The sequence below is a fragment of the Kitasatospora sp. NPDC089913 genome (assembly GCF_044748625.1).
Lineage (GTDB): Bacteria > Actinomycetota > Actinomycetes > Streptomycetales > Streptomycetaceae > Kitasatospora.
Window position 1 is genome coordinate 840071 of record NZ_JBIVGI010000001.1, and the last position, 22665, is coordinate 862735.

Here is a 22665-nt window from a genome sequence, read left to right on the forward strand (position 1 = left end):
CTCACGGCAGGACGGTGAACCCCAGGCCCTCCGCCCGTGCCAAGTGCACCCCCTCCCTGGCCGGTCCCAGCGGGGCCCGTGCCCACGCCCGCCGCGCCGCCGGGCCCTCGCCGCGCAACAGGCGCGCCGCCGCCCGCGCGAGCCCCCCGTCCGCGACCAGCTCCCCGCGCGCCGCCAGTGCCGCCACCAGGTGCAGCCCGTCGTAGAGGCCCACCGCGTACGCGTCCAGCACCGGCGCGTACGGGCCGAACACCGCCCGGTGCCGTTCGGCCAGCCGCACCCGGCGGTCCTCCCCGAGGCTCGCGAACGACGGCATCGCGGCGTACAGCGTGCCGGTGGTGTCCCCGCCGGACGCGAGCAGGCTGTTCTCCTCCAGCGCGCCGGACAGCCGCACCAGCCGCCGGTCCAGGCCGGTGCGGCGCAGCGCCCGGTTGAACCGGACCAGGTCGGCGCCGATCAGGCTCAGCAGCAGCGCGTCGGCCCGCCGTGTCCGCAGCGCGTCGAGCAGCGGTTCCAGCCCCCGGTCGGTGGTCCCGAACGGCAGATGCCGGTCGAGCACCACCCGCCCCCCGGCCCGGACCACCGCCGACCCGGCCGCCCGGTGCACGGCGCGGGGCCAGATGTAGTCGTTGCCGACCAGCGCCCAGCGGCGCAGCCGGTGCAGCCCGGTGAGCCGTTCGACCACCCCGGCGAGTTGGCGGGCCGGCTCCGCCCCGGTGCAGACGACGCCCGGCAGCCGCGTCCCGCCCTCGTGCGGCGGGGTGAACACGTACGCCGACCGCCCGGTGGTCACCGCCTCGACGGCCCGGTGCACATCGCTGGAGTGGCAGCCCGCCACGGTGTCCACCGCCCCGGCGTCCAGCAGCAGCGCCACCTCCCGGGCCACCGCGTCCGGCGGGCCGCCGCCGTCCACCAGTACCAGTTCCAGCGGCCGGCCGCGCACGCCACCGCCGGTGTTCACCTCGTGCGCGGCCAGCAGCGCGCCGTCCAGCGCCGAGGGACCGGTCAGGCCGAGCGGGCCGGACTGCGGCACGACCAGGCCCACCCTCAGCGCCGGTGCCTCGCGGGGGAGGTACAGCGCGTCGAGTGGCTCCAGCAGCTTCACATCGGCGCCCATGGCTTGCGAGTATCGTCTTGGCAGCCGGTCCGGCCAAGCGGGCGCGGGAAGGCCGGGCGGGACGACGGGACCGGCCGCGGGACGAACGACGGGGAGAGCGAGACGGCCATGACACCACCAGCCACCTCCGACACTCCGGCCGTCGACACCCCGGCCGTCGGTACTTCGGCCGTCGGCACCGCGGCCGTCGGTACTTCGGCCGTCGGCACCGCGGCCGTCGGTACTTCGGCCGTCGGTACTTCGGCCGTCGGCACCGCGGCCGTCGGTACTTCGGCCGTCGGTACTTCGGCCGTCGGTACTTCGGCCGTCGGCACCGCGGCCCCCGCTGCCTCGGCCTCCGCCGCCGACGAGCCGCTGCTGATCGAACTCCTCACCCTCGCCCAGCGCCGGCTGGCCCGCGACCTGGCCGCCCGCCTGGAGGCCGAGGACTGCACCCTGGACCAGTGGCGGGTCATGCGGTGCCTCACCGACGACGCCGGCCGCTCGATGGGCGACCTCGCCCAGGCGCTGCTCATCCCGCAGGCCAGCCTCAGCCGCATCGTCGACGCCCTCACCGAGGCCGGCCTCGCCTACCGCCGCCAGGACGAGCAGGACCGCCGCCGGATCACCGCCCATCTCTCCCGGCGCGGCCTGATCCGGCTCGAACGCCTGGACGCCCTCGCCGCCGCCCACGACGCCGCCGTCCGCACCGCCTGCGGCACCCCCGACCCGGGCCCGCTGCTGCGCCACCTCACCGGGGCCTGACCGGGGCCTGACCGGGGCCTGACCGGGGCCCGCCCTGCCGTGGGCGAGGGGCGGGCGCGGGGGAATCGCGTTTGACGAACCGGCAGCCCGGACTGCATCGTGCGGGGTCGAATCAGCGTTCCGCTCCCCGGGAGAATCGTTCATGCCTGCCAACCGTTCCGTCGTCGTGGCCCTCGCCGCTCTGGGCCTGGCCCTCACCGCGACGGCCTGCGACGGCGCCGAGGGCCCCGCCGCGGCCGGCGCCCCGGCGAGCCAGTCCTCGCCGAGCCCGACCGAACGCGTCGCGTCGATGACCGGGAAGCGCCTGCTGGACAAGGGGCGCGAGGCGTACGGACACGTGTCCTCGGTGCGGATGGCGGGATTCGCCGTCGACGAGGACAGCGGCCGGAGGACCGGCATCCAGCTGTCCGCCGACCGGAAGGGCCAGTGCGCGGCCAAGGTCGACGTCGACGGCAAGGGCCAGTTCGAACTCGTGCGCACCGCCGAGCGGACGCTGCTGGTGCGGCCGGCTGCCGCGACGCTCACCGCGATGCGGGGCGCGGAGGTCGCCGAGCGCTACCGGGACCGCTGGTTCAAGGTCCCCCCGGGGTCGGAGTACTCCTCCATGGCCGAGCTCTGCGACCTGACCGGGCTGACGGCCTTCGGCGACCCGAACAGTGAGTGGAGCGGTCTGGCCGGCGACCCCGGTACGGTCGGCGACCGGGCGAGCATGGGTGTCATGCTGAGCTCCAAGGAGGAGGGCCCCTGGACCGCCCACCTCGCGGCGGAGGGCGCCATGGTGCCGCTGCGCCTGGAGGACGGGTGGGGCGAGTCCGCGGGGAAGCGGATGACCCTCGACTTCACCGACTACGACGTGCCGGTCGTCCTGCCCTCCCTGTCCGCCGGGTCGGTCGTCGACGGCGACCTCCCGGTGAAGGCCGCCGCCTGACGGCCCCGCCTCGTCGACCCGTCAGCGCGTGCCGCCCGCTCCGGTCGTCCCCTTCCCGTCCGCCGCCGCCGCGTGCGGGAAGGGGCAGCCGCCACCGGAGGGGGCGGCGTCCTCGAAGGTGCCCAGCTCGCTGATCCGGTAGCCGTACGGGTAGCCGGGATAGCTCCGCACCTGCCACCCGTCCCGGCCCAGGTGCGGTCGGCGGCGCGGCGGGAGGAGGCGGACGAAGCGGCCCCGCAGCCGCATCCCCGTGCGCACGGCGCGCCGCAGCGGCGCCGAGGGGGCCGGGTAGCCGAAGGCCTCGCGCAGCGGGTCGTCGAGCAGGCAGAGCGAGGAGAGCCGCATCGAGGACCGCAGCGGTGCCGGGTACCAGGAGGCCATCAGGCCGAGCGTCGAGTCGGAGACGGCCCGGCCGCCCTCGTCGAAGGCGAAGTGCTCGCGCTCGTAGTCGTCGAGCAGCCGCTCGAACTCCTCGAAGGTCGCCGGGAGGCCGGTCAGGCCCATGTGGCGGCCCAGCTCCCGGTAGTAGTTGACGCTCGCCCGGATCTCGTGCGGGGAGAGCCGCCGCCAGCCGTAGTCGTCCATCCAGCGCTTGGGCGTCACCACGAACGTGGACAGCACGTAGTGGTAGTCGGCGTCGGAGATGTCGTACCGGCGGTGCATCCCGTTCATCCGGCGGATCGCCTCGCGGCCCTGCGAGGAGTCGAATCCGTGCTCGAGCACCGCCTCCAGGATCAGCACCGTGTCGTCGTAGCGCTTCTGCGTGCGCCGGGTGAACTCGCCGGTGGTGGCCAGCAGTCCGCCGATGCTGGGCACCGCGTAGGTGCGGTACAGCGCGAAGCTGAGCGACTGGTTGTAGTCCCACGGGAACTCGTACCAGCTGCTGATCCGGTAGATCTCGGCGAACTCGGTCTCCGGGTCCATGCGCTGAATCTTCTTCAGCCAGTCGTATCGCTGCACGGGCCCCGACCCTAGAGTCCTGGTCAGGGCCGGGTCAACGGCACCCCGCCGGGCGTTCCGGGGCCGGTCCGCCGGGGCCGGTCCGCGGGGAGCCCGAAAAGATCTTCCAGGATTTCCGGTCGGCGGTGTCGAGACCGCGCGGCCGGCTCCGACCTCCCGGTGCAGGCCCACCACGAACGAGGAGTACGACCGTGAAGTACATGCTGCTGATGCAGTTCAGCAAGAAGGACGTCGACTTCCCGAAGGTCGAGGACTGGCCGCTGGAGGACGTCCGGGTGCACGTCCAGTACATGCGGGACCTGAACGCCGAGCTGGCCGGCACCGGCGAACTCGTCGACGCGCAGGGTCTGGACGTGCCGGAGACCGCCCGGATCGTCCGCGCGCAGGGCGGCGGCCTGCCGGTGGTGACCGACGGGCCGTTCGCGGAGAGCAAGGAGTGGGTGGCCGGCTGGTGGATCGTGGACTGCGGCAGCCGGGAGCGGGCGGTCGAGGTCGCGGCCAAGGTCTCGGCCGCCCCGGGGCCGGAGGGGAAGCCGCTCGGCATGCCGGTCGAGGTGCGCCGGATCATGTCGGAGCCGCCGGTGGAGGTGTGAGCGCCGACGCGTGAGCGCCGACATGTCAGCGCCGACGCGTGAGCGCCGGTCCGGCCGGGCCCGCCACCCCCGTGGGCGGGCCCGGCCGGACCGCGCGGCGCCGTCCGGCCCACGCCGCCCCGGCTCTCAGGGCCGTCCCGCTGCCCCGTCCGCCGCCGTCCGGGCGGCCCGCTCGACCCGGGCCCGGTGGGCGGCCCACCAGCCCTCGTCGCCCGGGGCCGTGTTCTCGCCGTCCCGGCGCTGCCCGGTCGCGCCGTCGACGAGCTCCCGCACGATGTCGGCGTGGCCGGCGTGCCGCTGGGTCTCGGCGGTCATGTGGACGAGGCCGTGGTGCAGCGTCACCGCGTTGCGGTCGCCCCACGGCACCCGGCCGACGGCGTCCAGCGGCAGCGCGGCGATGGTCGCGTCCGCGCGCGTGCAGGCCGCACGGTACCGGTCGACGATCAGCTCCCGGCTCTCCTCGGGGGTCGCCCAGAGGTCGGCGTTCGGTTCGGCGTCCCCGGTGATCCACGGCCGGGGCGCCTCGAAGGGCCGCCCGAAGGTCTCCCCGAAGTAGAGGGCCTCCGCCGCCGTCGCGTGCTTGACCAGCCCCAGCAGATTGGTCCCGGTCGGTGTCAGCGGTCGGCGGACGTCGTACTCGGACAGCCCTTCGAGCTTCCACAGCAGGGCGTCCCTGGCGTCCTGGAGGTAGGTCCGCAGGTCCTGCTTGAACGCCTCCGGTCCGGAGCCGGTCCCGGGACGGCCGGTGCCGGTCCTGGTGTCGGTCTCGGTCCTGCTGTCGGTGTCGGTGTCGGTGTCGGTCTCGATCTCGGCGTCGCTCTCGGTCATGGCGGCCAGTCTTCCGCCGCCGCCCGGACCGGTCACCGGATTTTCCGGCGGCGGGCCCGGGCCGCCCTCACTGCGCTCCGACGGGCAGCAGGCCGCGCTCGCCGAAGACCTTCTTGGCGACGAACGTGGCGTTCAGCGCCTTCGGGAAGCCGCAGTAGGCGGCGGAGTGCAGCAGGACCTCGGTGATCTCGGCGGCCGTGAGGCCGACGTTGAGGGCGGCGTTGAGGTGGACCTCCAGCTGCGGTTCGCAGCCGCCCAGTGCGGTGAGCATGCCCAGGGTCACCAACTGCCGGTCCCGGGGCTGCAGCCCGGGGCGGCTGTAGATCTCGCCGAAGCCCCAGGCGACGATCTGGTGGGCGAGTTCGGGGTGCACGTCGGCGAGCGAGTCGACCACCCGCTGCCCGGCCTCGCCGTCGACGGCGGTGAGAACGGCGAGTCCCCGGTCGAACCGCTCCTCCCGGGTGGTGCCTGCGCTGTCGGTGCTGCCGTTGTCGCTGCTGCCGGTGCTGTCGGTGCTCATGGGGTCTCCGTTCCCTGGTGGTCCTCGGTGTGCGGTGCTGCCGACCGTACGACTTGGAGTGCACTCAAGGTCAACCATCGGCGCCACCGCGGCGGGCCGGCCGGTTCCGCCGATCCGAGCAGGGCGAATGCCGATGGTTATCATGCGGACGGGGGAGTCGTTCCGGTGTGGGGGGAGTCGGTACGTGGGCCAGGACGGGTGGTCCGGCGCGCTGGGGTTCGAGGTGCTCGGGCCGGTGCGCGCGCTGCGGGACGGCGCGGAACTGCCGCTCGGTTCGCCGCAGCAGCAGGGTCTGCTGCTGTCCCTGCTGTTCCGGTCGGGCCGGCAGGTGTCGGGCGGCCAGTTGATCGACGACCTGTGGGGCGACGGGCCGCCGGCCAGCGCCCACGGCGTCGTCCGGACGTATGTGCACCGGCTGCGCCGGGTGCTCGGGCCGGACGTGCTGACCTCGCTCGGCGGCGGCTACCTGCTCGTGGCCGACCACGGCGGTCTCGACACCGCCCGGTGCGAGGCGCTGGTGGCCCGGGCCCGGATGCTGCGCGCCGACGGGCGGCCCGCCGAGGCCGCCACCGCGCTGCGGGCGGCGCTGGCGCTCTGGCGGGGCGAACCGATGTCGGGGGTGCCCGGGCCCTATGTGCAGCGCCGGCGCCGGGAATGGGAGGAGCGGCGGCTCGCCGTCCTGGAAGCACGCCTGGAGGCCGAGGCGGAGGCCGGGGCCGCGAGCGGGACGGTGGGTGGCCGGTGGACCGGGGCGGTCGCCGAACTGACGGCCCTGGTCGAGGAACACCCGCTGCGCGAGCGCCTCTCCGAGCTGCTGATGCTCGCGCTGTACCGCTCCGGACGGCAGGCGGACGCGCTGGAGGCCTACCGCGCGGCGGACCGCCGGCTGCGCACCGAGCTGGGCGTCGGGCCCGGCCCGGGCCTGCGCGAGCTGCACGGGCGGATCCTCGCGGCGGACCGGACGCTCACGGTGCGCGCCGCCCGGGAGGTCGCCGCCACGGGGGCCGCCGGGGAGGCCGCCGGGGAGGCCGCCGTCCGGGGTGCCGCGCCGACGCCCTCGGGGGAGGCCGCCGGGCCGTCCGGGGCGGACCCGGCCGCCCTGCTCGTTCCGGATCAACTCCCCGCCGCTGTGGCTGATTTCACCGGCCGGGCAGCGGAGGCCGAAGCACTGCGGACCGCCCTGCGGGAGCCGGGCCGGGTGCCCGTGGCGGTGGTCGCGGGCATGGGCGGGGTCGGCAAGACCGCGCTCGCCGTCCAGGTCGCGCACGACCTCGCCGGGGAGTTCCCGGACGGCCGGCTCCACCTCGACCTGCACGGCGCCGACGGCCGGCCGACCCGGCCCGAGGAGGCGTTGGCGGTCTTCCTGCGCTCGTTCGGTGCGGTCGGCGGGGCGATTCCGACGGGCCTGGCCGAACGCGCCGCCCGCTACCGCTCGTTGATGTCCGGGCGGCGGGTCCTGGTGCTGCTCGACAACGCGCGCGACGCGGAGCAGGTCCGGCCGCTGCTGCCCGGCAGCCCCGGCTGCGCCGTCCTGGTCACCGGCCGGACCCGGATCGGGGCGCTGCCCAACGCCCGCTTCACCGAACTGGCGGTCCTGTCCGCCGACGAGGCCGTCACCCTGCTGGCCCGGACGGTCGGCGAGGAGCGGGTCGCGGCCGAACCCGGGGCGTCCCGCGAACTCGTCCGGCTCTGCGGGCAGTTGCCACTGGCGGTGCGGATCCTCGCGGCCCGCCTGGCCTGCCGTCCGGGCTGGAGCGTCGCCCGGCTGGTGGAGCAACTCGGCGGCGACCGCTACCGCTTGGACGCGCTGCGGGCCGGGGACCTCGCCGTGGAGTCCTCGTTCCGGTTCGGCTTCGACCAGCTGGACGCCGAACAGGCCCGCGCATTCCGGCTGTTGGCGGTTCCGGAGGTGCCGGACCTGTCGGCCGGGGAGGTGGCCGCGGTGCTGGACCGGCCGGCGGCCGTCGCCGAGGAGCTCGCCGAGTCCCTGGTGGACTGTTCGATGCTGGAGGCCGCGGCGAACCCGGACCGCTACCGCTACCACGATCTGCTGCGGGCGTTCGCCCAGCGGCTCGGTCACGGGGACGTCACCGGAGAGCGGGGGCCGGCGCAGGCGGCGGCGGAGGCGGAGCGGGTGGGTGTGCTGACCCGGTTGGTGGACCACCACCACGCGAGGGTGACGGCCGGTCCCGGCGCCGCACCGGCCCCGTCCCGCGGCGGAGGCCGTCCGGCCGTCGGCGGGAACTACGCGGCCGTCGGGGAGTCCGCCGTCGGCGGGGACTACGCGGCCGTCGGCGCGCTGGTGAGCCAGTGCGCGAAGCTGCCGCACCCGGCCGGCTGCGCCGCGCCCCCGCTCGACCGCCTCGCCGAACTCCTCCTGGGCGTCTGCCTGTCGGCGGATTCCGGCCGCGCCACCCGGCCGCTCGGCCACGCCGCCAACGCGCTGCTGAGCGCGGCCCTGGAGCAGGCCGACCGTACCGCCGAGGCCCGGGCCAGGCTGGTGCTCGGCCGGCTGCTGACCGAGGTCGGCTCCGCCTCCTCGGCGCTGTCCGAACTGCTCCGGGCCCGCGACCTGTGCATCGTGCACGGGCTGCCGGAGCCGTTGCTCGCCCTCGCGCACGGCTCGCTCGCGGCCTGCTTCGTCCACCTCGGCCGCGCGGAAGAAGCGGTGGCCGGCTTCTCGGCGGCGGTCGCGGTCCGGGAGCGGTCCGGGGACCGGCGGGCGCTGGCCGCCGAACTGCTCGACCTGGCCGGGGCGTTCGCCGGGCAGGGGCGCCACGACGCGGCGGGCCGGGTGATCGACCAGTCGTTGCTGGTCAGTCATGAACTGGCCGACCACGTGTTGGAGGCCCGGGCCCGGGAGGCACTCGGATCGATCGAGCACGACCTCGGCCGCTACGACGGGGCGGTCTCCCACCGGCGGGCCGCGCTCGCGCTGACCGACCCGGCCGACCACCGGCGCACCGGCCGGATCCTGTTGCGGCTGGTCGAGTCGCTGCGCGCGGCCGGGCGCGGCCCGGAGGCGGTCGGGGCGGCGGAACGCGCGGTCGAGGCGCTGACCCTCGACGGCGACCACCGGGGCCGGGGCCTGGCCCTGGCCGCACTGGGCGACGCGCTGACCGACGCTCCGGGGGCGGCCGGTGGTCCGGGGGCCGACGCGTCGCCGGGGGCCGGCGGTCCGGTGCCGGCCGACGTCCGGGCGCGGGCGTGCTGGGCCGAGGCGCACGACATCCTGGCCCCGATCGGCGCGCCGGAGGCCGAACGCCTGGTGCCCCTGCTCGGCCAGGACCACCCGACCGGGCCGCCCCGGCGGCGCTGGCCGTCCTGGCTCCCGGCCTGAGCCGTCGGGCCGGGGCAGGGAACCGGGAGGACAGGGAGCCGGGAGGGCGAGGGCTCCACGGCAGGCGGGCAGGCGGGCAGGCGAGCCGGGCGCCCCGGGAGGGCCGGGGCGCCCGGCGCCGTCGGGGGCGGTCAGGCCGCGGTGACCGTCCAGACCTGGTCGGTGGAACCCGCGCAGGTACGGAGCGTGGCGGGCATGTTCGGGCCGGCTGCGGACAGGCAGCGCAGCGCGTCCCCCCGGACACCCAGCAGATAGCCGCCGGCCACCGGGACGAACGTCCAGGCCTGGTCCGTCCGGTCGGGCACCGACTGCGACAGCCTGGTCCGGGAGCGGCTCTCCTCCAGGTCGAGGACCTTGGTGAACCGGCTGGCGCCGTTGAAGAGGGAGTACCCGCCCCCGGCCCGGGCGGCCAACTGCCACACGCCGCCGGGACCGCCGTCGTCCGGAGCCACCACCACCGGGTTGCCGTCCTGGTCCAGGGACGCCTGGTCGTAGAGCACGGCCCCGGCGTTGGACACCCGGGCGCGTGCGGGCAGCGGGCCGGGCTGCTGGGTCGGCGGCTTGATCGGCGGATCGGTCCGGACGGTCCCCGGCGGCGGCGGGGGCGGGCCCGCGGTGTACGGCGGGGGCGTGTACGCCGGTGACGGCGTGTACACCGGGGCGGGCGTCAACGAGGACGTCGCGTACACCGGGGGGACGGTCCGGCGCGGCACGGCGGTGTAGGCCGGGTCGCCCGGTGGCGGGGCGGCCGTGTAGACGGGGTCGGACGGTGTCGACGGCCGCTCGGGCGGGTTCGTGGCGCCGCCGCCGGATGTGCCCGGTCCGCCCGTCGGGCCCGGGGCCCCGGGCCCGACGGGGCCGCCGGGTGCTCCGGGAGCCGTCGCGCCGGAGGCGTTCGGCGCGGCGTCCCGGTTCGCGGCACCGCCCGTCGGCCCGGTGACCGGGCCCCCGGCGCCGCCGACCGCTCCGGCGCCGACACCGGCCTCGGGCAGCGGTGCACCCGGTGCGCCGGGCGGGAGGGAGGCGGCGGGCGAGGGGGCGGCGGGGGAGGGCGAGGCCGTGCCCGGGTCGGCCGACGTCGGGGCCGAGGCCGACAGCGGGTCCACCCGGACGGGGTCGCCCGTCGGTCCCGCGGCGGCCGCCCCCGCCACGACGTCGGCCCGCCTCCCGTCCTGGTGCAGAAGGACGGCCGTGCCGGCGGTGACGGCGCAGCACAGTACGGCCGCGCCCGCCACGAGCAGGGTCCGGCGGCGGCTGCCGAAGAGCGCCGACCGCCACCCGGTCGCGCGCTCGGGCGGGGCGACGGTCTCGACCAGGAGCAGCTCGCGCGCCGCGGTCCCGAGCGGACGGGACCCGGTTCCGGCCAGGAGCGATCCGGTGCCGATCGACCCGGCCGGATCGAACACCACCCGGCCGAGGGTCGTCGTCCCGGTCCCCCGGCCGGTGCCCGCTCCGGTCCTTCTTCCCGTCCCCGTTCCTGTCCCCGGGCCCGTTGCGGTGCCCGTCCCCGTACCCGTACCCGTGCCGGTGCCGGTGCCGGTGCCCGTGGACCGGAGTACCGCCGCCGCTCCGGTCGACCGGACCGAGGCCGCTCCGGCCGCCGCGCCGCCCAGCGTTCCGGTGGGCGGCGGACCCGCGACCGGTTCCCCGGCCAGTGCCGCCCGGACGGCCGAGGCCATCGCGGCGGCGTCCGGCCAGCGCAGGGCGGGATCCTTCGCCATCGCCCCCTCGACCACGGCCCGGACCGGGGCCGGGATCCCCGCCGGCAACGGCGGCACCGGGTCGGTCAGATGCTTGAGGATCAGTTCGAGAGCGGTCCCGCCCTCGAACGGCAGCCGCCCGGTGAGGCACTCGTAGAGCACGACCCCGAGCGCGTACAGGTCCGCCGAGGCGGTGACCGTGCCGGTGGAGGCCTGTTCCGGGGCCTGGTAGGCGGCGGTGCCGAGCACCATCCCGGGCACGGTGAGCCGGGCGTCGCAGCCGGGGCGGGCGATACCGAAGTCGGTGATGACCACATGGCCGTCCCGGACCATCAGGTTGGCCGGTTTGACGTCCCGGTGGACGATGCCGGCCTCGTGCGCGGCCTGCAGCGCGGCCAGCACCTCCAGTGCCAGGCCCAGGGTCTCCAGGACGGTCAGCGGGCCGCGCCGCTCCAGCACCGTGCTCAGCGGCTCGCCGGTGATCAGTTCCATGACCAGGTAGGCGACCGGGCGGGTCGGGGGAGGCGTCGGCGCACCCCAGGACGGCACGTCCTCGGCCGTCCGGCCGGGGCCGAAGTCGTACACGCCGACGATGCCGGGGTGCCGCAGCCGGGCCATCACCCGGGCCTCGTCGTGGAACCGCTCCGCGAAGCCCGGTTCGTCCAGCAGCGCGGGCTTCAGGATCTTGACAGCCACCCGGCGGTCGAGCACCTGGTCCTCGGCGAGCCAGACATCGCCCATCGAGCCGCCGCCGAGCCATTCGCCCAGTCGGTAGCGGTCACCGAGTGTGGTGCCACGCATGATTCTCCTCGACCTCGTTCCGTCGTCGCGTCCGCCGCCAGGGGGCCCGGGTCGGGCCTCGGTCGCGCCGACCGACCCTGTCAGGCGGGAATAAACGCGGACTTGGCGTGCGCACTGAAACTGCCCTTTCGGGTACCCCGGCGGTCCGTCGGCATCTCGGGGGCGAACGGTGGTCACCCTGCGCGCGAGCTTCTGTCGACATGTCGTCAGGATGAGGTCCGGGGCGGGCTCGAGGGCCACCGGTGGGCGGAAAATCCGAGGCGGGCGGGTGCGGTTCCGATTAGGGTCACGGACGACCGGTCAGGTGGACCTCGGGGGGTTTCGGTGCGGCGCAACGGACAGGTACTCGTCTTCGACGCGGACGACACGCTGTGGGAGAACAACGTGCTGTTCGAGCGCGTCATCCACGACTACCTGGACTGGCTCCGGCACCCCACGCTCGACCGGGCCCGGCTGCGGGCGGTGCTCGACGACGTCCAGCGCGCCAACGCCGTCACCCACGGGTACGGCAGCCGGATGCTGTTGCGCAGTCTCGGCGACTGCGTGGAGAAGCTGCGCGGCAGGCCCGCCACCGGCCAGGAGCTGGCCGAGATCGAGGAACTGGCCGCCGTCCTGGCCGACCACCGGGTGGAGCTCGTCCCGGACGTCGCCGAGACCCTCGCCGTCCTGGGCGGCCGGCACACCCTGCTCATGCTGACCAAGGGCGACCCGGAGGAGCAGCGGCGCAAGATCGACGCCTCCCGGCTGGCGCACCACTTCCGGGCGATCGAGATCGTCCAGGAGAAGGACACCGCGACCTACCGCGGCTTCGTGGCGGCGCACGGCCTCACCCCCGCCGACAGCTGGATGATCGGCAACTCGCCGAAGTCGGACATCCTGCCGGCGCGGGCCGCGGGCATGAACGCCGTCTTCATCCCCAACGACCACACCTGGGTGCTCGAACACAGCGAGCTGGACCCGGCCGACGAGGCGGTGCTGCACCTGCGCGCCTTCCGCGAGCTGCTCGACCACTTCTGAGTTCCCGGGACCGTTCCCGACCGAGTCCGACACCCTGACCGAGTCCGACACCGGAGGAAGCACCCGATGAACCCCACCCCCGCCCCGACCGGACGCCCCGCCGAACGGGCGCTCACCGCACCCACGGTGTCCTGCGTCTTCGTCTGCCACGACGGCGACGGCCGCATCCTGCTGGCCCGGCGCAGTGCCGGGGCCAGGGACGAGCCGGGCACCTGGGACACCGGGGCGGGGGCCCTGGAGCACGGCGAGTCCTTCGAATCGGCCGTACGGCGCGAGGTCCTGGAGGAGTACGGCACCGAGGCCCTGGCGGTCGAGACCCTGGGGGTGCGCAACATCCTGCGCGGCGACCCGGTCTCGCACTGGGTGGCGGTGCTGTTCGCCGTCGAGGTGGACCCCGCGCGGGTCGTCATCGGCGAGCCGCACAAGTTCGACGCTCTCGGCTGGTTCGCCCCGGACGGGCTGCCCGAGCCCCGGCACTCCCAACTCGCGGAGACGCTCGCCCACTTCGCCGCCGCCACCCGCTGACGGACGCCCACTGACCGCCGCCCGCTGGCCGGGGCCGGCTGGCCGGGTGTCTCAGTTGTCGACGAAGGTGAGGCCGGCCGCGTCGTAGCGGGTGTCCGCGACCTGCCCGGCCGGTGCGGCGGCCTCGACGGCGGCGAGGTCCGCGGGGGAGAGTTCGATGTCCAGGGCCGCGAGGTTCTCCTCCAGGTGGCGCTGCCGCCGGGTGCCGGGGATCGGCGCCACGTCCGCGCCCCGGTGCTGCACCCGGGCCAGCGCGAGCTGACCGGTGGTGACGCCCTTCGCCGCGGCCGGCTCGTCCAGCTTCGCGACGATCGCCAGGTTCCGTTCGAGGTTGCCGTCGGCGAAGCGCGGCTGACTGCGACGGACGTCCGTCTCGGCCAGCCCCTCCACCGAGTTGTACCGGCCGGTCAGGAAGCCGCGCCCGAGCGGGGAGAACGGGACCAGGCCGATGCCGAGCTCGCGGCAGAGCGGGGCGACCTCCGCCTCCGGGTCGCGGGTCCACAACGACCACTCGCTCTGCAGCGCGGCGACCGGGTGCACCGCGTGCGCCCGCCGGACGGTGGCCGCGGCCGCCTCCGAGAGCCCGAGGTGGCGCACCTTCCCGGCCCGCACCAGCTCGGCCATGGCGCCGACGGTCTCCTCGATCGGCACCCGCGGATCGACCCGGTGCTGGTAGTAGAGGTCGATGTGGTCGACCCCGAGCCGGCGCAGCGAGGCCTCGCAGGCCTGCCGCACGTAGGCGGCGTCGCCGCGGATCAGGGTGGGCTCGCCCAGGCGGTTGGCGAAGCCGAACTTCGTGGCGATCACCACCTCGTCGCGGCGCCCCGCGAAGGCCCGGCCGATCAGCTGCTCGTTGTGCCCGGATCCGTAGAAGTCGGCGGTGTCCAGCAGGGTCACCCCGAGGTCGAGGGCGCGGTGCAGCGTCGCGATCGACTGCGCGTCGTCCGAGGCGCCGTAGCCGTGGCTCATGCCCATGCATCCCAGGCCCTGCGCGGAGACCGTCAGGCTGCCCAGGTGCCGGGCGGGGATCTCGGTCGTGCTGCTGCCTCCTGAGCTCGGAACCGTCTGTCCCGGACGCCAGGTGTTCGAGTGCGCTCGAAGTCGATCGGGAGCGGAAGCGGGCCCCGGCCGCCCCCGGTCCGAGGAACGGTCGGGGCCTTCCGTGCCCGGTCGGCGGACGGCGCCGGCACCGCTCCCGGGGGCCGCGCAGGGAAGGCGGTGACGGAGGGTGACGGGTGGGGTGGGGGATTCGGACTTGAATCTTTGCGAACAGATGTTCGATCCTGGGGGTGTGCCCGTTATCGAATCCGTTTTCGAATCCACCGTCGAGCGACAGCCCGCGCTCCGGCCGGTGGCGTCGCCCGCCGCCCCCGGCCGGGGGCTGCTGCCGGTGGTCCCCGCCCTGCGCGGGGTGCTGCCGGAGGGCGGGCTGAGGCGGGGGACCGCGGTGTCGGTGGCCGGCGGGGACGCCGGGCTGCTGCTGGCGCTGGCCGCCGGGGTGCGGGAGACCGACGGCGGATGGGCGGCGGCGGTCGGGCTGCCCGACCTCGGACTGGCCGCGGCCGCCGGGTACGGGCTGGATCTGCGGCGACTGCTGGTGGCCGACGATCCGGGCCCGCACTGGGCCGAGGTGGTGTCGGTGCTGGCCGGGGCCGTCGAGCTGATCATGCTGCGCCCGGACGGCCCGGTCCCGCCGAACCTGGCCGCCCGACTGGCCGCCGTCCTGCGGCGCAGCGGCTGCGTGCTGCTGGTGGCCGGTCCGTGGCCGGGGGCCGGACTGCGGCTGGGGGTGCGGTCCGGGCGCTGGTTCGGGCTGGGGGACGGGCACGGGCAGCTCACCGGACGCCAGGTGGAGGTGGTGGCCGAGGGACGCGGCTCGGCGGTGCGCGGGCGGGCGGCCAGGCTCTGGCTGCCGGACGCGCACGGCGCGGTGCGGACCGTGGAGGAGACGGTCGGCACCGGGACGGCGGACGTGGTGGGGGAGGACGCGGTGGCGGGGCCCGGTACGGGTCTCGACCGCATGGCGGTGGTGTGAGATGAGTGGTGCGAGTTGACCGGCGGAGAGGTTGCCGGCTCCACCGGGGCGAGTGGCGCGGTCACCCCCCGGGTGCTGGTGGTGTGGTGTCCGGACTGGCCGGTGGTGACCGTCGAACGTCCGGAGGAGGACCGGGACGCCCCGGTGGCGGTGGTCGAGGGCGGCCGGGTGCTGGCCTGTTCGGCGACGGCCCGGGCGGCCGGGGTGCGGCAGGGGCAGCGGCTCAAGCTGGCCCAGCGGCTCTGTCCGGCGCTGGAGCTGCGGGACCGGGACCCGGAGGCGGAGGCCCGGCGGTTCGAACCGGTGGCCGCCGCGGTGGAGGCGTTCACCCCCCGGGTGGAGGTGCTGCGCCCGGGGCTGTGCGCGATCCCGGTGAAGGGGCCGGCCCGCTACTTCGGCGGGGAGGAGGCCCTGGCGGCGAAGGTCCGGGCGGCGGTCACGGCTGCCCTGGCGGTGTCGGCGGAGGTGGTGGCGGTCGCGGAGGCCGTCGCGGCGGCGGTGGCCGGGCCCCAGCGGCAGCCGGCGGACGCGGAGGCGGGCACGGAGAGGGAGCGCGGCGACGGGCACGGCGACGGCGACGGCCTGGCCGAGGTCGTCCCCCTGCGTCCGGCCGCTCCCGGGCACCCCGCCGATGCCGAGCGGGCCGGGGCCGCCCGGCGGCGGACGGCCGGGACGGAGGAGCTGTTCTCCGCCGCGCCGCCCGCCCGGGACGGCGCTCGGGGCGGTTTCGCGCGCCCGCCCGCCTGTCCGTCGGCGCCCCCGTCGGAACCGGTCCCCGGGCCGGGGGCCGGAACGCCTGCGGCTCCCGCGCTGGTGCAGCCGCTCGGCCTGGTCGGGGTGGCCGACGGCCTGTTCGCCGCCGTGCTCGCCGCCCGGGCCGGGGTGCTGGTCCCCGCCGGGCGGACGGCGGAGTTCCTCGCGCCCTACCCGGTGGCCGCGCTCGGTGACGCCGGGCTGGCCGAACTGCTGGACCGGCTGGGCCTGCCCACGGTCGGGGCGTTCGCCGCGCTGCCCGCCGAGTCGGTGGCCGACCGCTTCGGCCCGACCGGTGCCACGGCGCACCGGCTGGCCCGGGGGCTGCAGCCGCGCCCGCTGGTGCCGCGCGCCGAGGGGCCGGACCTCTCCGTCGAGCAGCGCTTCGATCCGCCGGAGCCGCTCGCCGAGCCGCTGGTGTTCGTCGCCCGGACCCTGGCCGAGCGGCTGCACCAGCGGCTCGCCGGGGCGGGGCTGACCTGTCAGCGGGTCGCCGTCGAGGTGGTGTGTGCGGACGGCCGGACGGTCGCCCGGCTCTGGCGGCACGAGGGCCGGCTCTCGGCGACGGCGCTCGCCGAACGGGTCCGCTGGCAGCTCCAGGCCTGGCAGAGCGCGGGCACGTTCGACCGCATCGGGGAGAGCCGCGCCGGTGGGAGCCGGGCCGGGGAGAGCCGTCCCGGTGACGACGGCCCCGGAACGGGCCCCGAGGTGGGCGGCTTCACCGCGCTGCGCCTCGTCCCCGACGACCTCACCCCCGACCAGGGCCGCCAACTCGCCCTCTGGGGGCAGGCGGTGGCCGATGACCGGGTGGAGCGCGCGGTGGCCCGGGTGCAGGCGGTGCTCGGGCATGCCGGGCTGCGCCGGATCGAGCCGGCCGGCGGACGGGGGCCGGACGACCAGGTGGTCCGGGTGCCGTGGGGCGAGCCGTACGACCCGGCAGCGCCCGCCGACGCGCCGTGGCCGGGCCGGGTCGGCGGGCTGCGGGACGTCTGGCCCTCCGTCGTGCACCGGGTCCCGGTGCCGGCGACGGTCCTGGACGCGGACGGGCGGGCGGTGACGGTGGACGGCCGGGCGGGGGTGTCGGCCCGGCCGGCCGTCGTGGCGGTGCGCGGGCGGGAACTGCCGGTGGAGGGCTGGACCGGACCCTGGCCGGCGGTCGAGTACTGGTGGGACCAGGCCCGGGCCCGCCGCCGGGCCCGGTTCCAGGTGACGGTGGCGGACGGGCGGGCGCTGCTGCTCACGGTGGAGGGGGGTGCCTGGTTCGTGGAGGCCGGGTACGACTGACGGCCCGGACGGCCCGGACGGCCCGGACGACACGGATGGCCCGGAGGACATGGACGACGCGGACGACGCGGGCCGTCCGAGCGGGGGACCGGAGAACGAACGAGAGATCGAAGGCACCACCCCGATGGGATTCACCAGCCATCCCTCCGTCCCCTGGAGCGAGCTGCACCGGCGCATGGCCGCCCGCGCCGGCGGCGATGTGGTGCCGCTGCGCCCGGGCCCGGCCGCGGAGGCCGCCGGCCCCGCGGCTCCCACGCGCCCCGCCTGGCCGGCCGCCCCCGCCGGGCCTCCCTGGGCCGAGCTGCACGTCCACTCCGCCTTCAGCTTCCTGGACGGCGCCAGCGACCCCGAGGCGCTGGTCGCCGAGGCCGCCCGGCTGGAGGTCGAGGCACTCGCGCTCACCGACCACGACGGCCTCTACGGTGTGGTCAGGTTCGCCGAGGCGGCCCGGGGCACGGGCGTGGCGACCGTCTTCGGCGCGGAACTGACGATCCGTCAGGAAGTGGGTGACGGCGTCGAGCACCTGCTCGTGCTGGCCCGCGACCCGGAGGGCTACCGGCGTCTCTCCGCCGTCATCGGCGCGGCCCAACTCGCGGGCGGGGCCAAGGGGAAACCGGTCTACGACTTCGCCGCCCTGGCCGAGGCGCACGGCGGCCACTGGGCGGTGCTCACCGGATGCCGCCTCGGCCGCGTCCCGGCCGCCCTGGCCGCCACCGGCACGGCCGGCCCCGGAGCCCTCGTCGTCCCCGACCCCGAACTCGAACTCCGCGCCCTCGTCGAGGCGTTCGGCCACGACAACGTCCACGTCGAACTGATCGACCAGTGGCTGCCCGGCGACGACCTGCGCAACGACGCCCTCGCCGGGCTCGCCGCCCGGCTGGGCCTGGCGACCGTCGCCTCCACCAACGCCCACCATGCGAGCCCCGCCCAGGGCCGCCTCGCCCAGGGCCTGGCCGCCCTGCACGATCGCCGCACCCTCGCCGGGGCGGCGGGCTGGACGCGGGCCGCCGGCACCGCCCACCTGCGCTCCGGCCGCGAGATGGCGGCCCGGCTGGCCCGCTTCCCCGGTGTCCGGGAGGCGACCGTGGGCCTCGCCCGCGCCTGTTCCTTCGACTTCGCGACCATGGACCCGGAGCTGCCCGGCTACCCCGTGCCGCCCGGCCGCACCGAGATCGGCCATCTCCGCGCGCTGGTCGCCGAGGGCGGCCCGGCCCGGTTCGGACCGGCGAACGGTCCGGCCCGCCGCCAGCTCGCCCGCGAGCTGGACGTCATCGAGGACCTCGACCTGGCCGGCTACTTCCTGATCGTGCACGACATCGTCGACTTCTGCCGCCGCGAGGACATCTGGTGCCAGGGGCGCGGCTCTGCGGCGAACTCGGCGGTCTGCTTCGCGCTGGGGATCACCGCCGTCGACCCGGTGCACTACAAGCTGCTCTTCGAACGCTTTCTCTCCACCGCCCGGGACGGGCCGCCGGACATCGACCTGGACATCGAGAACCGCCGCCGCGAGGAGGTCATCCAGTACGTCTACCGCCGGTACGGGCGGGAGCACGCCGCCCAGGTGGCCAATGTGATCACCTACCGGCCCCGGCTGGCGCTGCGCGACGCCGCCCGGGTGCTCGGTTACCCGCAGGGCCAGGTCGATGCGTTCAGCCGGCAGGCGGACTTCCGCTCGCCGCCCGGCGAGGACGCCGTCGTCCCCGCCGACGTGCTCTCGCTCGCCGGCCAACTCCACGGACTGCCACGTCACCTGGGCATCCACTCGGGCGGCATGGTGCTCACCCGGGAGCCGATCGCCGAGATCTGCCCGACCGAGTGGGCCCGGATGCCGGGGCGCTCCGTGCTGCAGTGGGACAAGGAGTCGGTGGCCGGGGCCGGCCTGGTCAAGATCGACCTGCTCGGCCTCGGCATGCTCGCCGCGCTGCACGACACCTGCGACCTGGTCGCCCGCCACCACGGCCGGCACTACGACCTGGCGACCATCCCGGACGACGACCCGGGCGTGTACGCGATGCTGCGGCGGGCCGACACGGTCGGGGTCTTCCAGGTCGAGTCGCGTGCCCAGATGGCCACCCTGCCCCGCCTGAAGCCGGACCACTTCTACGACCTGGTGGTGGAGGTGGCGCTGATCCGGCCCGGCCCGATCCAGGGCGGCTCCGTCCACCCGTACCTGCGCCGCCGCGCCGGGGTGGAGCCGGCCGGCTGTCCGCACCCGCTGATGGAGAACGCGCTCGGCAAGACCCTCGGGGTGCCGCTGTTCCAGGAGCAGATGATGCAACTCGCCATCGACTGCGCCGGGTTCACCCCCGCCGAGGCGGACCGGCTGCGCCAGGCGATGGGCGCCAAGCGCTCCCACGAACGGGTCGCCCGGCTGCGCGAACGGCTGCTGGACGGCATGGCCGCGCGCGGCATCCCGCAGGAGGTGGCGGAGGACGTCTATGTGAAGATCGAGGCCTTCTCCAACTACGGCTTCCCGGAGAGCCACGCGATCAGCTTCGCCTACCTGGTGTACGCCAGCGCCTGGCTCAAGTACCACTATCCGGCGGCCTTCACCTGTGCCCTGCTGGCCAACCAGCCGATGGGTTTCTACTCGCCGCTGAGCCTGATCTCGGACGCCCGGCGGCACGGTGTGCGGGTGCGCGGGGTGGACGTCAACGCCAGCGGGCCCGCGCCCACCCTGGAGCCCTACCGGGGGCCGACGCCCGCGCCGCCGCTGACCGCGGGCCTGCCGCAGCCCGCGATCCGGCTCGGGCTGGACACCGTGCGCGGCATCGGCACCGCGCAGGCCGAGGCGATCGCGGCCGGGCGCCCGTACGCGGACCTGGAGGACTTCGCCCGCCGGACCGGCCTGCCGGCGCCGGGACTGGAGGCGCTGGCCGCGGCGGGCGCGTTCGGCTGCTTCGGGCTCGGACGGCGGCAGGCGCTCTGGGCGGCGGGCGCGTTCGCGGGCGTCTCGGCGGACCTCATCCCGGGCACGACGCCCGGCACCGAGGCGCCGGACCTGCCCGCGATGACCCCGATCGAGGAGACCATCGCCGACCTCTGGGCCACCGGGACCTCCGCGAGCAGCCATCCGCTCCAGCATCTGCGCGCCCACCTGGACCGCGGCGGCGCGCTACCGGCGGAGCGGCTCCCGGACGTGCCGGACGGGACGGCGGTGGTGGTCGGCGGCCTGGTCACCCACCGGCAGCGGCCGCCGACGGCGGGCGGGGTGCTCTTCATCAGCCTGGAGGACGAGACCGGGCTGATCAATGTGATCTGCAGCCGACCGGTCTGGGAGTCCCAGCGCCGCACCGCCCTCGACCGGGCCGGACTGCTGGTCCACGGGCACGTCGAACGGGACCGGGGCGCCACCAACCTGGTCGCCACCCGGCTCGCCCCGCTGCGGATCGGGCTGTGAGTGCGCCGGATCGGTTCGTGCCATGATCGTCCCCATGGAATCGACGTCGTCGCCGACCCCACCCCCGATCACCGTCGTTCCCCGGGCCTCCGTCCGGGTGGGGCTGCTGCTCCTGGTGGGCGTGCTCGCGACGGCCGGATGCGGCAGCACCCCGGCGACCGGGGCGGGCGGGGGAGCGCCGGGCCCGGCGCGCAGCATCGGCGACGCGCCCCCCGTGGTCACGCCGGTCCCCGTGGTCACGCAGCCCCTCACGGCCGCGCCGACTCCCGCACCCGCCGCGAGTGCCGGGTCCACCCCGGGGTCCGTCCGGGCGGTGCCCCTGCCGGGTTCCGCGCCGACCGCCACCCCGGCCCCGCCGCCCGTCTGCTCCTCCGAAGGCGTCGCCCTGACCGTCGGCGAGGCCGATGCCGCGATGGGCCTGCGGGTGCTGCCGGTCCGGTTGACCAACTGCGGCACCCGCCCCTACAGCCTCAACGGCCACCCGGGCGTCCGGGTCCTGGACGCCGAACGCGCCCCGCTCGCCGTCACCGTCAAGCGCGGCTCGGCCGGCATCGCCACCCTGGCGGACTTCGACGCGGCTCCGAAGCCGCTGACCCTGCAGCCGCGCGAGTACGCCGAGTTCCAGCTGGTCTGGCGCAACACCGTGGCCATGGGCGACAAGGCCCCCGACAACGGCCGTTACCTGGAGGTCGCCCCGCTCCCCGGCCGCCCCCGGCTGACCGTCCCGGCCGAGCTCGACCTCGGCACCACCGGCCGGCTCGGCGTCGCCCCGTGGTCCGCGCCCGCGCGGTAGCGCCCAACGCCCCAGCCCGTCCGGCCGGGCCCCAACACCCCCGCCCGACGGGCGAGACGACGGCACCGGGACAATGACCCCATGTCCGAACAGTACCTCTCGGCGTTCGCGGTCGACGGCGACGCCCTGCTGCGCACGGTCGGCTCCGGCGACGAGGCCCTCGTCCGCTCCGCGCTGGACCGGATCGCCCCGCTGACGGCGGCCGGGCGGCTGCTCCGGGCCACCGATCCCGCCGAGGTGGAGCCCGCCCTGCGGGAGATCGTCGGCGGCCGGCTCCACCCGGCACGCCCCGGCGGCTACGGCTGGCTGCTGGAACTCCTGCTGCCCGGGGCCGGGGACCGCCTCGGCGGGGCGACCCTGCCGGGGCGGGGCTGGCACGAACTCACCGGCACCTTCCGGGCCTGGGGGCTGCCGGCCCTCGCCGCGTTGTGGGCGCGCCCCTGGCCGTGGCCGCGCGCCGAGGTGTCCGACGGGGATCCGTGGCCCTTCCCCTGTCTCGCGGCCGGTCCCGAACTCGACCGCGTCCACGGCGAACTGGCCGGATTCGACACCGAACGGATCCACGAGGAGCCGGAACTCCTGCCGGGCGGTGACGAGGACGCGGCCGAGGAGGTCGAGTGGCTGGTCGGCGAACTGCTGCCGGACTGGACGGCGGGTGCCCGGGAGCGGGGGAGCGGGCTGCTGATCCTGCGCGACGGCGGCAAGTGACCGCGCGCGGTTGACCGGCGCGGCGCAGTCGTGGGGGTGCCTGCGCCGCGCCGGGGTTCACGGAGGTCCGTCGGCCGGACCCGACCGGCGGGAGGACCGGCCGGTCAGAAGGCGGGCCGGTCGCCGAGTTCGACGATCCTCAGGTCGCGCACCCGTACGGTGAACCAGACCTCCTGGCTGCCGCCCCCGACCCAGAACTCGGTGAGCCGGACGGAGGCGAAGCCGTACTCCTCCTTGACCTGCTGGACGGACCAGTCCAGCGGGACGTTCTGGGCGCGGAACACCGGATCGGCGTCGTTCTCCTGCGCCCAGGTGTCGAGCCGACGGTCGAGGGCCGGGGTGAGGAAGCGCTTGCGCACCTCGGCCGGCCGCTCGCCACTGGTGCCCAGCACCGCCCGCCGGTACTCCTCGAAGAAGACGACCACCTGGTGCGCGGACGGCGTCCCCGCTCGGACCTGGGCCGACACGACCGCGGCGGCAGGCCCCGGGGGCAGCGCGAACGCGGCCGGGGCGGAGGCGGCCAGGAGGCCGCCGACGGCGAGCAGGGCGACGCAGCCGGCCAGGGTGGTGCGGCTCGGGTTCATTCGCTTCATGGCGGGATTCCATCATTCGCCGACGA

Annotated in this window: 18 protein-coding genes; 11 read left to right on the forward strand and 7 right to left on the reverse strand. The window is 76.1% G+C overall.

The window, feature by feature from the left end; all coding sequences use genetic code 11:
• Nucleotide 1: 1 nt before the first annotated feature.
• Nucleotides 2–1117 (reverse strand): substrate-binding domain-containing protein, encoded by a 1116-nt coding sequence (locus ACIPYS_RS03775; protein ID WP_400742601.1) that lies wholly within the window; start codon nucleotides 1115–1117, stop codon nucleotides 2–4.
• A 108-nt stretch (nucleotides 1118–1225) separates the two neighbouring features.
• Here ACIPYS_RS03775 and ACIPYS_RS03780 point away from each other — a divergent pair, with 108 nt between their 5' ends.
• Together ACIPYS_RS03780 and ACIPYS_RS03785 are read left to right on the forward strand one after the other, a co-directional pair.
• The gene (locus ACIPYS_RS03780) at nucleotides 1226–1861 is read left to right on the forward strand and encodes a MarR family winged helix-turn-helix transcriptional regulator (RefSeq protein ID WP_400742604.1); all 636 of its coding nucleotides are present in this window, start codon (nucleotides 1226–1228) and stop codon (nucleotides 1859–1861) included.
• Nucleotides 1862–2003: 142 nt separating this feature from the next.
• Nucleotides 2004–2789, forward strand: a complete 786-nt coding sequence (locus ACIPYS_RS03785; RefSeq protein ID WP_400742607.1) for a hypothetical protein — start codon at nucleotides 2004–2006, stop codon at nucleotides 2787–2789.
• Between the two features lie 21 nt (nucleotides 2790–2810).
• Here ACIPYS_RS03785 and ACIPYS_RS03790 read toward each other — a convergent pair whose 3' ends face one another.
• The gene (locus tag ACIPYS_RS03790) at nucleotides 2811–3749 is read right to left on the reverse strand and encodes an oxygenase MpaB family protein (RefSeq protein ID WP_400742610.1); all 939 of its coding nucleotides are present in this window, start codon (nucleotides 3747–3749) and stop codon (nucleotides 2811–2813) included.
• A gap of 200 nt (nucleotides 3750–3949) precedes the next feature.
• Here ACIPYS_RS03790 and ACIPYS_RS03795 point away from each other — a divergent pair, with 200 nt between their 5' ends.
• On the forward strand, nucleotides 3950–4342 hold the full coding sequence (locus tag ACIPYS_RS03795) for a YciI family protein (protein WP_093865215.1): 393 nt from the start codon (nucleotides 3950–3952) through the stop codon (nucleotides 4340–4342).
• 126 nt (nucleotides 4343–4468) lie between these two features.
• On the opposite strand, the gene ACIPYS_RS03800 is transcribed toward ACIPYS_RS03795, so the two are convergent.
• Nucleotides 4469–5170, reverse strand: coding sequence for a DinB family protein (locus ACIPYS_RS03800; RefSeq protein ID WP_400742613.1), 702 nt, complete (start codon nucleotides 5168–5170; stop codon nucleotides 4469–4471).
• 67 nt (nucleotides 5171–5237) lie between these two features.
• Entirely contained in the window at nucleotides 5238–5690 is a 453-nt protein-coding gene (locus tag ACIPYS_RS03805; RefSeq protein WP_400742616.1) for a carboxymuconolactone decarboxylase family protein, read from the reverse strand.
• 184 nt (nucleotides 5691–5874) lie between these two features.
• On the opposite strand from ACIPYS_RS03805, the gene ACIPYS_RS03810 reads away from it, so the two are divergent.
• Nucleotides 5875–9030, forward strand: a complete 3156-nt coding sequence (locus tag ACIPYS_RS03810) for an AfsR/SARP family transcriptional regulator (protein WP_400742619.1) — start codon at nucleotides 5875–5877, stop codon at nucleotides 9028–9030.
• Nucleotides 9031–9161: 131 nt separating this feature from the next.
• Here ACIPYS_RS03810 and ACIPYS_RS03815 read toward each other — a convergent pair whose 3' ends face one another.
• Nucleotides 9162–11531 carry a serine/threonine protein kinase gene (locus tag ACIPYS_RS03815; RefSeq protein ID WP_400742622.1) on the reverse strand — a complete coding sequence of 790 codons (2370 nt, stop codon included), beginning with the start codon at nucleotides 11529–11531 and terminating at the stop codon, nucleotides 9162–9164.
• A 324-nt stretch (nucleotides 11532–11855) separates the two neighbouring features.
• Here ACIPYS_RS03815 and ACIPYS_RS03820 point away from each other — a divergent pair, with 324 nt between their 5' ends.
• Both ACIPYS_RS03820 and ACIPYS_RS03825 read left to right on the forward strand, forming a co-directional pair.
• Nucleotides 11856–12548 (forward strand): HAD family hydrolase, encoded by a 693-nt coding sequence (locus tag ACIPYS_RS03820; protein ID WP_400742625.1) that lies wholly within the window; start codon nucleotides 11856–11858, stop codon nucleotides 12546–12548.
• A gap of 66 nt (nucleotides 12549–12614) precedes the next feature.
• Nucleotides 12615–13073, forward strand: coding sequence for an NUDIX domain-containing protein (locus tag ACIPYS_RS03825; RefSeq protein ID WP_400742628.1), 459 nt, complete (start codon nucleotides 12615–12617; stop codon nucleotides 13071–13073).
• A 51-nt stretch (nucleotides 13074–13124) separates the two neighbouring features.
• On the opposite strand, the gene ACIPYS_RS03830 is transcribed toward ACIPYS_RS03825, so the two are convergent.
• Nucleotides 13125–14048, reverse strand: coding sequence for an aldo/keto reductase (locus ACIPYS_RS03830; protein WP_400742631.1), 924 nt, complete (start codon nucleotides 14046–14048; stop codon nucleotides 13125–13127).
• Nucleotides 14049–14364: 316 nt separating this feature from the next.
• On the opposite strand from ACIPYS_RS03830, the gene ACIPYS_RS03835 reads away from it, so the two are divergent.
• The 5 genes from ACIPYS_RS03835 to ACIPYS_RS03855 all read left to right on the forward strand — a co-directional run bounded on the left by ACIPYS_RS03835 (nucleotide 14365) and on the right by ACIPYS_RS03855 (nucleotide 22046).
• Nucleotides 14365–15108 carry a hypothetical protein gene (locus tag ACIPYS_RS03835; RefSeq protein WP_159425035.1) on the forward strand — a complete coding sequence of 248 codons (744 nt, stop codon included), beginning with the start codon at nucleotides 14365–14367 and terminating at the stop codon, nucleotides 15106–15108.
• A gap of 15 nt (nucleotides 15109–15123) precedes the next feature.
• The gene (locus ACIPYS_RS03840; RefSeq protein ID WP_400742635.1) at nucleotides 15124–17145 is read left to right on the forward strand and encodes a hypothetical protein; all 2022 of its coding nucleotides are present in this window, start codon (nucleotides 15124–15126) and stop codon (nucleotides 17143–17145) included.
• Nucleotides 17146–17194: 49 nt separating this feature from the next.
• Complete coding sequence (locus ACIPYS_RS03845) at nucleotides 17195–20545, forward strand: error-prone DNA polymerase (protein WP_400742638.1); 3351 nt, start codon at nucleotides 17195–17197, stop codon at nucleotides 20543–20545.
• Nucleotides 20546–20579: 34 nt separating this feature from the next.
• Nucleotides 20580–21338: a DUF4232 domain-containing protein gene (locus ACIPYS_RS03850; protein WP_400742641.1), complete on the forward strand. Its 759-nt coding sequence runs from the start codon at nucleotides 20580–20582 to the stop codon at nucleotides 21336–21338.
• An 81-nt stretch (nucleotides 21339–21419) separates the two neighbouring features.
• Nucleotides 21420–22046 carry a hypothetical protein gene (locus ACIPYS_RS03855; RefSeq protein ID WP_400742644.1) on the forward strand — a complete coding sequence of 209 codons (627 nt, stop codon included), beginning with the start codon at nucleotides 21420–21422 and terminating at the stop codon, nucleotides 22044–22046.
• Nucleotides 22047–22150: 104 nt separating this feature from the next.
• Here the strand turns inward: ACIPYS_RS03855 and ACIPYS_RS03860 are convergent, their stop codons facing one another.
• The gene (locus tag ACIPYS_RS03860) at nucleotides 22151–22639 is read right to left on the reverse strand and encodes a hypothetical protein (RefSeq protein WP_159425036.1); all 489 of its coding nucleotides are present in this window, start codon (nucleotides 22637–22639) and stop codon (nucleotides 22151–22153) included.
• Nucleotides 22640–22665 lie beyond the last annotated feature (26 nt).